Origin of the sequence: Micromonospora sp. NPDC050187 (assembly GCF_044459745.1) — a bacterium.
Lineage (GTDB): Bacteria > Actinomycetota > Actinomycetes > Mycobacteriales > Micromonosporaceae > Micromonospora.
In genome coordinates this window covers 71,086-84,433 of record NZ_JBITJH010000013.1, presented here as the reverse complement: position 1 = coordinate 84,433, position 13,348 = coordinate 71,086, and the positions used below count along the sequence as shown (strand labels likewise).

Annotated in this window: 11 protein-coding genes; 7 read left to right on the top strand and 4 right to left on the bottom strand. The window is 72.0% G+C overall.

Going from position 1 to position 13,348, the window contains the following annotated elements:
- The first annotated feature begins 88 nt into the window (after nucleotides 1–88).
- On the top strand, nucleotides 89–1,264 hold the full coding sequence (locus tag ACIBJE_RS20385) for an erythromycin esterase family protein (RefSeq protein ID WP_396750531.1): 1,176 nt from the start codon (nucleotides 89–91) through the stop codon (nucleotides 1,262–1,264).
- A 92-nt stretch (nucleotides 1,265–1,356) separates the two neighbouring features.
- Here ACIBJE_RS20385 and ACIBJE_RS20380 read toward each other — a convergent pair whose 3' ends face one another.
- Nucleotides 1,357–2,799 carry a hypothetical protein gene (locus ACIBJE_RS20380; RefSeq protein WP_396750529.1) on the bottom strand — a complete coding sequence of 481 codons (1,443 nt, stop codon included), beginning with the start codon at nucleotides 2,797–2,799 and terminating at the stop codon, nucleotides 1,357–1,359.
- A gap of 130 nt (nucleotides 2,800–2,929) precedes the next feature.
- Here ACIBJE_RS20380 and ACIBJE_RS20375 point away from each other — a divergent pair, with 130 nt between their 5' ends.
- Both ACIBJE_RS20375 and ACIBJE_RS20370 read left to right on the top strand, forming a co-directional pair.
- A complete protein-coding gene (locus ACIBJE_RS20375; RefSeq protein WP_396750527.1) occupies nucleotides 2,930–3,076 on the top strand; it encodes a hypothetical protein in 147 nt (48 codons plus the stop codon).
- Nucleotides 3,073–4,263 carry a helix-turn-helix domain-containing protein gene (locus ACIBJE_RS20370; RefSeq protein WP_396750525.1) on the top strand — a complete coding sequence of 397 codons (1,191 nt, stop codon included), beginning with the start codon at nucleotides 3,073–3,075 and terminating at the stop codon, nucleotides 4,261–4,263. Before ACIBJE_RS20375 ends, ACIBJE_RS20370 begins: the two co-directional genes overlap by 4 nt.
- 79 nt (nucleotides 4,264–4,342) lie before the next feature.
- On the opposite strand, the gene ACIBJE_RS20365 is transcribed toward ACIBJE_RS20370, so the two are convergent.
- Nucleotides 4,343–4,792, bottom strand: coding sequence for a hypothetical protein (locus tag ACIBJE_RS20365; protein WP_396750523.1), 450 nt, complete (start codon nucleotides 4,790–4,792; stop codon nucleotides 4,343–4,345).
- Nucleotides 4,793–5,018: 226 nt separating this feature from the next.
- Between ACIBJE_RS20365 and ACIBJE_RS20360 the strand changes: the two genes are divergently transcribed.
- The 4 genes from ACIBJE_RS20360 (at nucleotide 5,019) to ACIBJE_RS20345 (ending at nucleotide 9,875) form a co-directional block, all read left to right on the top strand.
- Nucleotides 5,019–6,377, top strand: coding sequence for a cellulase family glycosylhydrolase (locus tag ACIBJE_RS20360; RefSeq protein ID WP_396750521.1), 1,359 nt, complete (start codon nucleotides 5,019–5,021; stop codon nucleotides 6,375–6,377).
- 81 nt (nucleotides 6,378–6,458) lie between these two features.
- The gene (locus ACIBJE_RS20355) at nucleotides 6,459–6,908 is read left to right on the top strand and encodes a helix-turn-helix transcriptional regulator (protein WP_396750519.1); all 450 of its coding nucleotides are present in this window, start codon (nucleotides 6,459–6,461) and stop codon (nucleotides 6,906–6,908) included.
- Between the two features lie 5 nt (nucleotides 6,909–6,913).
- Nucleotides 6,914–7,324, top strand: a complete 411-nt coding sequence (locus tag ACIBJE_RS20350; protein ID WP_396750517.1) for a VOC family protein — start codon at nucleotides 6,914–6,916, stop codon at nucleotides 7,322–7,324.
- A 157-nt stretch (nucleotides 7,325–7,481) separates the two neighbouring features.
- Nucleotides 7,482–9,875 (top strand): ATP-binding cassette domain-containing protein, encoded by a 2,394-nt coding sequence (locus ACIBJE_RS20345; protein WP_396750515.1) that lies wholly within the window; start codon nucleotides 7,482–7,484, stop codon nucleotides 9,873–9,875.
- Between the two features lie 68 nt (nucleotides 9,876–9,943).
- Here ACIBJE_RS20345 and ACIBJE_RS20340 read toward each other — a convergent pair whose 3' ends face one another.
- Nucleotides 9,944–12,265 (bottom strand): lantibiotic dehydratase, encoded by a 2,322-nt coding sequence (locus ACIBJE_RS20340; protein ID WP_396750513.1) that lies wholly within the window; start codon nucleotides 12,263–12,265, stop codon nucleotides 9,944–9,946.
- Complete coding sequence (locus ACIBJE_RS20335; protein WP_396750511.1) at nucleotides 12,265–13,320, bottom strand: methyltransferase; 1,056 nt, start codon at nucleotides 13,318–13,320, stop codon at nucleotides 12,265–12,267. The genes ACIBJE_RS20340 and ACIBJE_RS20335 overlap by 1 nt, the downstream gene beginning before the upstream one ends.
- Nucleotides 13,321–13,348: the final 28 nt, after the last annotated feature.

Below are 13,348 nucleotides of genomic sequence, written 5' to 3'. Positions count from 1 at the left end.
TGCATCACCGTTTGAAGGTTACATCGCGACGAGAGCAGGCAACTCCAGGAAAAGTTCACACCGAAGGTTCAACGATACCGTTGAAGGAATGGATATCAAGGACACGGCCCGGCCGCTCGACGGTGCGAGCGTCTCGGCGTTCCTCCGGTCGCTTCCCGCCCGGCCCCTGCTGCTCGGTCTGGGCGAGGCCCGACACTTCGTGGGGGAGCTCGGCGATCTGCGCAACGAGATCTTCCGGCACCTGGTCGAGCACGAGGGCTACCGGTCGTTCGCCATCGAGAGCGACTGCCTTGCGGGCCTCGTGGTGGACGACTACGTCACGACGGGCGCGGGCACGCTCGATGACGTCATGGAACGCGGCTTCAGCCACGGCTTCGGCGCCATACCGGCCAACCGCGAGCTGGTGCGCTGGATGCGGGCCTACAACGAGAAGCATGACGAGAAGCTCCGGTTCTTCGGGTTCGACGGCCCTCTGGAGTACTGGGCGGCGAGTCCGCGCCAGGCGCTCACCGCCCTCTACGCGCTCCTCGATGGTCCGCTCCCCTGCGCCGTGGTGACCAGCGAAACCCTCGACACGCTGCTGGGCCCGGACGACCGGTGGTCGAACGAGGCCGCGGCCTGGGATCCGTCCCGGTCGATCGGCCGGTCCGCCGACGCCCAGCGGCTGCGGTTGATCGCCGACGACCTGGTGACGCTGCTCGACACGCAGGCCCCGCAGCTGAGCGCGGAGAACAGGGAGCGCGCGGCGCTCTACGGACGCACCGCCACCGGCCTGCTCCGCTACCACCACTGGATGGCCGACGCGTCCCCGGCGCGATGGACCCGGCTGTCGGCCCTGCGAGACGGGATGATGGCCGCCAACCTGCGCGCCGTCGCCGAGCACGGTCCGGCCCTGGTCTACGCCGCCAACCTCCATCTCCAGCGGAACAGGAGCTTCATGGCGCTCGGCGACCAGCAGCTGGAGTGGTGGAGCGCGGGCGCGATCGTCGCGACGCACCTGGGCGACCGGTACGCCTTCCTGGCCTCAGCCCTCGGCACGACCGGAGGGGACACCCCGTCCCCGGACACCGTCGAGGGCATCCTGTCCACGCTCCCGTGGGACCACTCCCTCGTCGACGCCCGCCGCCTGGCCCAGGCCGTCACCGAACCCGCCCCGCGCGTCTCCCCCGACTTCGCCTATTTCCCGCTGGACCCGGCCCAGCTCGACACGATCGACGGCGTCGTCTTCATCAAGCATGCTGTCCGGCTCGGTCCGCTGAGTTGACCGGACGTCCGGCACCTTGACGTTGTCGTACGGGTGCGTCATCAGGCAACGTGATGGCCAGGGGTCGTGCGTCGGCGAACCTCCTGGCCACCTCAAACGGCGACGAGTTCTCTCGCGTCCTGGTAAAACCGGCGGACGGCGTGGGTGCGTCGGTATGGGCCGAGGGCGTCGACCAGGTTACGTACGTGCTTGATGCACCTCGCGGAGGTGACCTGGCCGGTGAGCGTCTGGACGGCCTGGTCGCCGAGAGCCAGTGCCTTGTCCAGGTCGGGTTGGACCTGCTTGACGTAGGTGGTGGCGAGCAGTGCGTTTCGCAGCGCGCCCTCGCGGGTGTACTCGTTGCTCTGTATCCGCAGCGCTGCCCTCAGGTGCTCCCGTGCGCGAGACCAGTCCTCAAGCTTGACGAAGCAGTAACCGGCTTGGGCGTGGGCTTGCGCCTCGTCGACCCAGTAGGCCCAGTCCGGGTCGCCGTGCGCTGGCCGACTGTCGGTGAGCCGGTCGAAGGCGGTGTCGAGCGCACGGCGGGTGTCGGTCACCGACCGGTTGTTGGCGTACGCCTCGGCGGCCCGCAGGTCGAGAATGGTCGACACCTTTGGGCTGGTATCGGGGTAGCTGGCTCGCGCGGTCTCCGCGAGGGTCACAGCCTGGCGTAGTTGACCGAGGTCCTTGGCCTGGCAGGACATGAAACCGAGGATGTTCGCGCCAAGCCCACGGTCACCCGCGGTGTGGGCCTGGTAGAGGCCGGCGATCCAGAACCGCTGAGCCTGGCTGTGATGGCCGTCGTCGAACGAGAGCCAGCCGGCAAGCCGCAGCAACTCCCCAGCGGTGGCGTGGAGGCGTCGACCGACGCTGTCGGTGTAGCTGCGTCCGCGCAACACGTCGACCACCGTGCTCAGGTGCTGGCGAACCAGACCGAGGGTCTGCCCACTGCCAAGATGGTCGTCCATGCGTCGAAGGCTTGCGGTGACCGCGTCAAGCTGATCGACGACCTCACCGGAGAGCGGACGACCCGTGATCGACGCGACGGCGCGCGGAGGCCGGGCGATCAGCCACTCGTGCGCCGACGACGTGAGTGCGGAACCGAGCAGAGTCAGGAACATCCGTCGGTGCATCATTCCCTCAGGTTCGTTCACCACCTCGGCCGCCCGCAAGGCTCCGGCTGGCGACCAGGGCAGTTCGAGACCGGCTGAGGCGGGTACAGCATCCAGCCCGTCGTCCGGCCACCCCAGCTCGTCGAGAGTGATCATCCGCTGCAACTGCTCGGACAACAACGCCGTAGTCAGCGAGGGCCACGGACTACGGGGGACATCGCCTTTCTTCCACTTGTACGGCGTCTTGAGGTGCAGCCGCTCCACGCGGCCATGACGCTGCGCGCACTCGTTGAGACGCCGGGCGAGTTGCTCGGGCTGCCAGCCCACCTCGGCCAGCAGGCGGGTGATCGCTTCTCCGTTGAGTGCCACGCCGTCGGCCCTTCCCGCGTAACGGTCTTCCATACGCAGAGTAGCGGGCGTATGGAGGCTCGCGCGCAACGGCACCGATTCGCACCTTTAGGCACCGCGCGCACCTCCTCCCACGACGGATTCGCTCCGGTCGACTGGAAACCGCAAACGGGCGTCGCCCTGACGCCCTGCATCCAGCCAGCCTCGACAGAAGGTGAGAGTGCTCGTGGTTTCCGAGATGGTGGCGGCGATCGTGTTCGGTGGGCTGGTGCCGGGGTTCCTGCTCGGGCTGCTGGCGTTCCGGGTCAAGTCCCGGTGGTGTCCGTCCTGTGGGCGGTCCACCGAGGCCCTGCACTGCGGCGACCAGCGGTGACCACGCCTGGCCGGCAGGACCGCCGGGAGTTGCCGATCGGCCGGCGGGTGGCGCAGCTACGGGCCCGTCGGGGCATGAGTCAACAGGTCCTCGCCGACCGCGTCGGCAGGTCCAAGAGCTGGGTCGACAAGGTTGAGCGCGGCGTGCGTACCCTCGACCGTCTTTCCGTGATCGAGACGGTGGCCGCCGCCCTCGGCGTGGCACCCGGCGTGCTGGTCGGCCGCGCGGCCCGGCGGACGCCGGTCACCGACGCCGCCACCGCCGTGGAGCGGATCCGCGCGGTACTGGCCCACCACGACCCCACCGGCGACCAGCCACCATCGGCAGCCGAACTCGACCGCCAGATCGGGTACGCCTGGGCCGCCTACCGGCACGCCCACCACCCGCAGATGCTCCGGATGCTGCCCGACCTGCTCGCCGCGACCCGTGACCTCGACCGCCCCGACGCCGGCCTGCCGGTGCGGGTGTACCAGCTCACCGCCCAAGTGCTGGTGAAACTCGGCGAGCCCCACCTCGCCTGGCTGGCCGCCGACCGCGCCATGACCGCCGCCGCTGGTCACCCGCGTCGTACCGCCCTCGCCGCCGTCCCTCTGGCGCAGGCACTCCGCGCGCTCGACCGGGGCCGGCTGGCGATGGCCGTCGCGACCACCGCTGTACGGGCGATCGACTCGGTTCCGGCCCGCGCGACCGTTCCGGACGATCCCGCCCTGGCCGCGACCCTGTTCACGGAGGCCGCTCTCGCCGCCGCCACCTGCGGGGACACCTCCGCGATGGACGACCTGACCGAGCGCGCCGCCAACTGTGCCGCGCGGCACGCCGACGACGGCGGCGGGTTCGGGCCGATCGTGGTCGACCTGGCCCGCGCACTGGCCGCCGCGCGCCTCGGCGACAACCACCTCGCCATCGCTCTGCATCAGCGCGCCGTCTGCGGCGACGCCTGGCAGCGGCTCCCCGCCGAACACCGCGCGGCCCACCTGATCGACATCACCCGCGCCCACCTCGACCTCGGCGACCATTGTGCCGCCGGCCGCGCCCTCGTCACCGCCGACCGCATCGCCCCCGCCGAAGTCCGGCTCCGACCCGCTGCCCACGCCGCCCTGGCGGCCGTCCTCCGCGCCGGCCCGACCCCGGCCGACCTGACCCGCCTCGCCACCACCGTCGGCCTGACCCGTCCTCGTGTCGGCTGACGACTTCGTGCACGGTGGGTCGCACGACGAGGCGCGTCGTCTCATCGGACGTGGGGTGCGGCGAGTAGCGACGAGGTCGCTAGTCCAGCAGCCAGGTGCGCAGTTGCGCGCCGTACGGGGTCAGCATGACCACGGTGACCGCCGCGCAGAGCAGGGTGCCGACCAGGACGGCCACCCAGCGGCCCCGTCCCACTCCCCCACCGGCGAGCCGGGCCACCCCGGCGACCACGCCGACGAGTCCCAGCAGGGTGATCCCGGAGACCATGACGAGCACCCTGCTGATCGCGAAGATCCACAGAAGGGGGTTCCAGGACGCCTCGACGCCGAACGGCGGGTACCACTCCTTGGGGTCGCCGTAGCGTTCGAGGCGGGGATCGGCCAGCCCGGCCCAGTCGCCGGTGCCGGCCGCGGCGGCCAGCAGTGGGTAGGCCGCGCCGAGCAGGAACATCGCCGCCGTGACGTACTGGAACACCAGGGTGCCGCGTCCCGGGCGGCGGGGCGTCACGGTTCCGGCCACCGATTCGTCCATCCGGGACACCGTACGGCACCGCGAGGGGCGACGGTCGCCCGCCGTTGCCGGGCGGGCGCGTTGCGTCGTCGACCACCCTTGCGTACCGTTCTGCACGAGCCGGGTCGTCCTGTGACGTCCACACACCGGGCCGACCGACGACCGTCTGGGCAACGGGTCGTCGGGGCCTGAACGCCTGTGACCCGGCGCTCGCCCGGTCTCGGGCCTCCCACTCCTGAGGTAGGTCATGAAGAGACGACTCACCCTTCTCGGTGCCGCGTTGCTGACGCTGGTCAGCTCCGTCCTGATGTTCGTGCCCCCCGCCCACGCGGCGGTCGGCCTGCACGTCGAGGGCAGCGACATCGTCGAGGCCAACGGTCAACGGTTCGTCATGCGCGGGGTGAACCACCCGCACGTCTGGTTCACCGGCCGCACCGACTCCTTCGCCGACGTCAAGGCACTCGGGGCCAACACGGTCCGGGTGGTGCTCGGCACCGGCAAGCGCTGGGGCCCGTCGAACGACGTGGCCCAGGTGGTCTCCCTGTGCAAGGAGAACCGGCTCATCTGCGTGCTGGAGGTGCACGACACCACCGGCTACGGCGAGGAGGGCGCCGCCGCCTCGCTCGACGAGGCGGTCGACTACTGGATCGGCCAGAAGAGCGCGCTGGTCGGCGAGGAGGACTATGTCGTGATCAACATCGGCAACGAGCCGATCGGCAACGTGAACGCCGCCCAGTGGACCGACGCCACGGTCGCCGCGATCCGGAAGATGCGGGCCAACGGCTTCGCGCACCTGCTCATGGTCGACGGCCCGAACTGGGGTCAGGACTGGCAGTACGTGATGCGGGACAACGCGCAGACGGTGCTCGACGCCGACAGCCAGCGCAACACGGTGCTGTCGATCCACATGTACGCGGTGTACAGCACCGCCGCCAGCATCGTCGACTATCTCGACCGGTTCGAGGCCAACGGCTGGCCGCTGGTCATCGGTGAGTTCGGCTGGCGGTTCCGCGACGGCGAGGTCGACCACGAGACCCTGCTGGCCGAGGCGGACGCCCGAGGGCTGGGCTACCTCGGGTGGTCCTGGAGCGGCAACACCGACCCGATCCTGGACATGGCACTGAACTTCGACCCCGACCAGCTCACCACCTGGGGCGAGCGGATCTTCAACGGGGCGCACGGCATCAGGGCCACCGCCCGGGAGGCCAGCATCTTCGGCACCACCCCACCCACCACGCCGCCGCCCACCACCGTCCCGCCGACCACCCCGCCCCCTACCACTCCGCCGCCCACCCTGCCGCCACCGGACCGGTGCTCCGCCACCTACTCGGTCGTCGGTCAGTGGCAGGGCGGCTTCCAGGGTGAGGTGAAGGTGACCGCCGGCACCTCGGCGATCCGGGACTGGACGGTGGTCTGGACCTTCGCCGACGGGCAGACCGTCTCGCAGGCCTGGAACGCGACGGTCACCAGCAGCGGCGCGACGGTGGCCGCCCGCAACATGAGCTACAACGGTGCACTCGCTGCCGGCGCCAGCACCACCTTCGGTTTCGTCGGCGCCTGGAACGGCACCAACAGCAGGCCGACGCTGTCCTGCACGGCCAACTGACACCGCCCGTACCGGGACCGGGAGCCGCCCTCACCGGCGGCTCCCGGCTGCCGGCCCCGACGATGTGGCACGATTTCGCAGGTGAACAGCACATCCGCCACGGCGCAGCGCCTGCACGACCTCGCGCGGCTGCGCCGGGTCCGCGACCGGATCGACCGGGAGTACGCACAGCCGCTGAACGTCGAGGCCCTCGCCCGCAGCGCGCACATGTCGGCCGGGCACCTCAGCCGTGAGTTCCGGCTCGCCTACGGTGAGTCGCCGTACGCCTATCTGATGACCCGGCGCATCGAACGCGCCATGGCGCTGCTGCGTCGTGGCGACCTCAACGTCACCGAGGTCTGTTTCGCGGTCGGCTGCTCCTCGCTGGGCACCTTCAGCACCCGCTTCACCGAGTTGGTCGGCGTGCCGCCCAGCGTCTACCGGCGCCGGGCGGCACGCGCGACGGCGGGGATGCCGTCCTGCGTGGCGAAGAAGGTGACCAGACCGGTCAGGAATCGAGAAGCCCCGGCCCCCGATCCTCACCTAGCGTGACTGCCATGGACATCACGATCAACGCGAGCTTCCTCCCGCACAACGACCCGGCGGCCTCCCTGGCCTTCTACCGTGACGCCCTCGGCTTCGAGGTCCGCAACGACGTCGGATACGACGGCATGCGCTGGATCACGGTCGGTCCGGTCGGCCAGCCCGACACGTCCATCGTCCTGCACCCGCCGGTCGCCGACCCCGGCGTCACCGACGACGAGCGCCGTACCATCACCGAGATGATGGCCAAGGGCACCTACGCCATGATCCTGCTGGCCACCCCCGACCTCGACGGTGTCTTCGCGCGGCTGCAGGCCGGCGACGCCGAGGTCGTCCAGGAGCCGACCGAGCAGCCGTACGGCGTTCGCGACTGCGCCTTCCGCGATCCCGCCGGCAACATGGTCCGCATCCAGGAACTGAGCTGAGTCGTCCACCGACCAGCCGTCAGGTGGACGGCGCACCGCTGCCCCGACCTCGACGGCGACGGATGACCAGAGGTACCGCTCGAGGATGATGGGCTCGAGCCAGGCGACGCCGACGGGGGCCGCGAAGGCGGCCCCCGCGTAACCCGATGGAGACACGATGAGCATGGCCACGAGCACGGACGCGCAGTCGCCTGCGCCGCACTCCGCCGACAGTCACGATCTGATCCGCGTGCGGGGCGCGCGCGAGAACAACCTCAAGGACGTCAGCATCGACATCCCGAAGCGCCGGCTGACGGTGTTCACCGGGGTCTCCGGCTCGGGCAAGAGCTCGCTGGTGTTCGGCACGATCGCGGCCGAGTCGCAGCGGCTGATCAACGAGACCTACAGCGCCTTCCTGCAGGGCTTCATGCCGACGCTGGCCAGGCCGGACGTCGACCTGCTGGAGGGGCTGACCACGGCGATCATCGTCGACCAGGAGCGGATGGGCGCCAACGTCCGCTCCACGGTCGGCACCGCCACCGACGCCAACGCGATGCTGCGGATCCTCTTCAGTCGGCTCGGGCAGCCGCACATCGGCTCACCCAACGCGTTCTCGTTCAACGTGCCCTCGGTGAAGGCGAGCGGTGCGATCACCGTCGAACGCGGCGCCGGCAAGACGAAGACCGAGAAGGCGACCTTCACCCGGCTGGGCGGCATGTGCCCGCGCTGCGAGGGCATGGGGTCGGTCACCGACTTCGACCTGTCCGCGCTGTACGACGACACCAAGTCGCTCAACGAGGGTGCGCTCACGATCCCCGGCTACAGCGTCGACGGCTGGTACGGCCGCATCTTCAGCGGCTGCGGCTTCTTCGACCCGGACAAGCCGATCCGGAAGTTCACCAAGAAGGAACTCCACGACCTCCTGTACAAGGAGCCGACCAAGATCAAGGTCGACAACGTCAACCTGACGTACGAGGGTCTGATCCCGAGGATCCAGAAGTCCTTCCTCGTCAAGGACCGGGAGGCGATGCAACCGCACATCCGGGCGTTCGTGGACCGGGCGGTCACCTTCACCGCCTGTCCGGAGTGCGGCGGCACCCGGCTCAGCGAGGCGGCCCGGTCGTCGCGGATCCGGGGCGTCAACATCGCCGACGCCTGCGCGATGCAGATCAGCGACCTGGCCGAGTGGGTCCACGGCCTCGACGAGCCGTCGGTGGCACCGCTGCTCGCGAAGCTGAAGCACACCCTCGACTCGTTCGTCGAGATCGGGCTGGGCTACCTGTCGCTCGACCGGCCGGCGGGCACGCTGTCGGGCGGCGAGGCGCAGCGCACCAAGATGATCCGCCACCTCGGCTCCTCGCTCACCGACGTCACCTACGTCTTCGACGAGCCCACCATCGGCCTGCACCCCCACGACATCCAGCGGATGAACGACCTGCTGCTGCGACTGCGGAACAAGGGCAACACGGTGCTCGTCGTGGAGCACAAGCCGGAGACGATCGCGATCGCCGACCACGTCGTCGACCTCGGCCCCGGCGCCGGTACGGCGGGCGGCACCGTCTGCTTCGAGGGCACCGTCGAGGGGCTGCGGGCCAGTGGCACCCTCACCGGCCGCCACTTCGACGACCGGGCCACCCTGAAGGAGAAGGTACGGACGCCCACCGGCACGCTGGAGATCCGCGGGGCGACGGCGAACAACCTGCGGTCGGTCGACGTCGACGTCCCGCTCGGGGTGCTCGTCGTCGTCACCGGCGTCGCCGGCTCCGGCAAGAGTTCCCTCGTGCACGCGTCGATCCCGGCCGGCGCCGGAGTGGTCTCGATCGACCAGGGCGCGATCCGTGGCTCGCGGCGGAGCAACCCGGCGACGTACACCGGACTGCTCGACCCGATCCGCAAGGCGTTCGCGAAGGCCAACGGCGTGAAGCCGGCGCTGTTCAGCGCCAACTCCGAGGGCGCCTGCCCCACCTGCAACGGCGCCGGGGTCATCTACACCGACCTGGCGACGATGGCCGGCGTCGCCACCACCTGCGAGGACTGCGAGGGGAAGCGGTTCCAGCCGGCGGTGCTGGAATACCACCTCGGCGGTCGCGACATCAGCGAGGTGCTCGCGATGTCGGTAACCGAGGCCGAGGAGTTCTTCGGCGCGGGCGAGGCACGCACCCCGGCCGCGCACGCCATCCTCGGCCGGCTCGCTGACGTCGGGCTCGGCTACCTCAGCCTCGGCCAGCCGCTCACCACGCTCTCCGGCGGCGAGCGGCAGCGGCTCAAGCTGGCCACCCACATGGGCGCCAGCGGCGGCGTCTACGTCCTCGACGAGCCGACCACCGGCCTGCACCTCGCCGACGTCGAGCAACTGCTCGGCCTGCTCGACCGACTCGTCGAGTCCGGCACGTCGGTCATCGTCATCGAGCACCACCAGGCGGTCATGGCACACGCGGACTGGATCATCGACCTGGGTCCCGGCGCCGGCCACGACGGCGGCCAGGTCGTCTTCGAGGGCACGCCCGCCGACCTCGTCGCGGCCCGCTCCACCCTCACCGGCGAGCACCTCGCTGCCTACGTCGGCGGCTGACGGGGGTCCTCGCGGACACCGCACGGCGGGCTCGGGGTGACGTCCGCACCGTCCGACCGGTCCGCCTGTCACGTGGGTGACGGGGGCCGGTCGGCGGGCAGCGGGGCTGCGACGAAGCGCAGTTCGGCGCTGTGCCGGCGGCCGTGCGGGTCGGTGAACCAGAGCTGCCCGGGGCCGGGCAGCATCTCGGTCACGGTGACCTCCGCGGCGGCCCCGCCGGTGCGTCGCGCCCGGCGGACCGCTCGGCAGAGCACCTCGACCGACGCCAGGCTGGCCAGGTCGACGTGCACCGGTTTGCGCTCGCCGCTGCAGCGGAGGAAGACGTGCCGGGGCAGGCCGACCCGATTCGCCCAGGAGCGCACTCGCAGGAAGCGGCGGGCCTCGTCCGGGTCGTCCGCGAAGTCCAGGCCGGTGGCCGGGAGCGTCCACGACTCGCGGCTGACCACCAGTCGGTCGATGGTCACCCGGGGCCGGTGCGGTGCCGGGGAGAGCAGCCGGAAGTGCGGCATCAGGTTCGCGGCGACCAGGTCCGCGAAGACCTCCAGCAGGTCGTGGCAGTCGCCGCCGTTCCGGCGGCGGACCAGCAGCCGGCCGTCGGTGTCGACCACGTCGCAGCCGCCGACCACCAGGTCGTGGTCGGGGTCGTGGCCGCAGGTGTCCGGGGCGAAGACCAGCCGCCGGTGAGCGGGGGCGAGCAGCCGGGGCGAGAAGCGGGTGGCGCTGCCGCCCTGGCTGCCGGTCGCGCCGAGCCGGACCACCGGGCCGGGCAGGTCGGCAGCCATCGCCCCGGCCAGCGCGGCCGGGTCCGGGTGGCAGTCGACCCAGCTGGCGTAGCGCATGGTGTGGTAGCCCGGATGCAGCTCGCCGAGAACCCAGTCGACGTCACCGGCGGCGATCGCGGCCAGGTCGGGGGCGGCGACCATCAGGTCCGGGCTGTGCTGGACGGCCGTGGCCCAGCCGGGCGGGCCGGCGGGGAACGCAGCGGCAGCGGCACCGCGCAGGTCGGCGGTGGAGCGCCGCACCCGTCGGTCGCCGGCCCCGACCGCGAGCAGCCGTTCCCACCGGTGGTGCAGGGCGCGGGTCAACGGGCGGACCACCGGGCCGGGGTCGTCGATCAGCACGCTCCGGGCGGCGAGCCACAGGTCGGCCAGCGGCACCGGCGTGCCGGGGCGTCGGGCCGCAAGCTGGTCGTGCAGGGTGCGCAGCGCCCGCCGGTAGAGCGCCGCGCCGGCCGCCGTGTACCAGCGGGCGCTGTCCAGCAGCAGGGCCAGCGGCCCGGCGAGGGTGTCCAGCGCCGCCCGGCCGAGCCGGATCGAGTCCGGCCGCCGGCACTCCTCGAAGACGAGCGTACGGCCGGCGTAGAGCTGACCGGCCGCGCGGACCGGAGCCGCGCCGGTGAGGTCGGTGAAGGTCGTGCCGAGGCCGGCGAGGGCGTCGCGCACCGCCGTCGCGTCACCCCGGGCCGCCGCCACGGTCGCCGCCGCCGAGGTCAGCCGGTCCAGGGCGGCCAGCGCGGGCGCGCGTACCGCCGGGTCGTCGACTCCGGCGACGACAGCCCGCAGGGTGGCGGCGGGGTGCAGGTCGTCGGGGGCGGCCTCCAGGGTCCATTCGATCCGGCGGTCGGCGTGCAGCCGGTCCAGCGCCGCCCACACCCGGTCCGGGTCTCCTCCGGCGTCGGCGTGGACCGCCGCGACGACCTGCCGGGCGGTACGCCCCGGCCGCAGTGCCCGCAGGACGGCCGCCTGCACCGGGTCCAGTGGCACCGGGTCGGCCAGCGGCGCCCGCAGGGTGTCGCCGTCGACGCCGAGCAGCGGCAGCAGCCGGGGCACCAGCCAGGGGCGCAGCGGCGGCGCGAGGGTCCGGCCGAGCTCCGCGAGCGCCCACCCCTCCAGGTAGAGGGTGCGGTCCCCGGCGGTGCCGTCGTGCACGGCGCGGACGGGTTCCGGCTGCTCCGGGTCGATCCGCGCCCAGCGCAGCGGCCCGAAGAAACCGATCGTGTCGTTCTTCGCCGCGTACCGGTGCAGGTAGCTGGTGACCAGGGCCTCGGTCTTGCGGTGCCGGCCGGTGCGCGTCACGGTCTCCGGGTCACGGCGCAGCAGGGTGTCGAAGCCGGTGTCCAGAGCGTTCGGGTTCTGCCAGGCGACCGCCTCCCGGATCCGGGGATCGGCGGCGGCGGAGTGCAGCGCTCGCGCGAGGGCCCGCTCGGCGTGCCGGAACCGGGCGCGGTACGCGCGATCGTCGGCCCCGGCGTCGACCGCGTCGGCGAGGGCGGCCAACTCCGGGTCGGCCAGGGATTCGAGCAGGTCGACGGGGAAGCCGGCGGCCCGGACGCAGAACGAGGGCCACAGCCCCCACCCGCCGCCGAGCGGGACCAGGTGCGGAGCGGACATCAGCCGGCAAGCACGCCGGTCACCAGGTGGTCGGTGTCGGAACGTGTCAGCATGTGCTGGCGGACGTCGGTGAAGCCCGCCTCGCCCAACAGCGCGACGAGTTCGTCGTAGGCGTACGCCCGGCCGCCCTGGGTGTGGAAGAGGTTCAGGCTGAACATCCGGACGAACGCCTCCCCCGGCCCGGCCGGCCGCTCCGGCACCTCGGCGAGGGGTTCGAGCAGGACCACCCGGCCGCCGGGGCGCAGCGCGGCGGCGGCCCGGCGCAGCAGGGTGCCCACCGCCTCCCGCTGGTAGCCGTGCACGATGTTGAAGAGCAGCACCAGGTCGTGGTCGATGCCGAGGTCGGCGGTGAAGAGGTCGCCCGGACGCAGGGTGACCCGGTCGGTCAGGCCGGCATCGGCCACGGTCCGCACGCCCTGGGCCAGCGCCCCGTCGAGGTCCACCACGGTCGCCCGCAACTGCGGGTGGGCGGTGAGGAGGGCGACCGGGTACGCGGCGTGCCCGCCGCCCACGTCGAGCACGCTGCGCGCCCCGGCGGGGACCGGGACCAGGTCGACGATCTCCGGACCGAGCGCGTCGGCGAGGCCGCGCAGCATGGTGTGGAAGTCGGCGAGGGCCTCCGGGTGCTTCTCCAGCCAGGCGTAGAAGTCGCCGGTCGGGCCGCCGGAGCGGATCGACGACTCCAGGTCCTGCCACCAGCCGGTGAGCACGGTCGACCAGAAGGAAAGCGCCGGGGCGAAGCTGCCCGGGGCGTCGCGCAGCAGCCAGCGGGCGGTGTTGGCGCTGTTGGCGTACTGCCCGTCGGCCCGGGTCAGGTAGCCGTAGCCGGCCAGCGCGTCGAGCAGGATCCGCAGCCCCAACGGGTCGGTGCCGGTGCGCTCGGCGAGCCGGTCGACCGGCAGCGGCCCGTCGGCCAGCGCCTCGAACACCCCCAGGCGCAGACCGGCGGCGGCGCTGCGGAAGGAGACCGCGTCGAGCAGGTCGAGGTACGCGGCGGGGGCGGCGTCGGAGGCGAGGAACAGGTGGGCCTCGTCCGGGCTCAGCGGCACCGGCATGGCGGGGCGCTCCTTCGGGTCAGGGTAC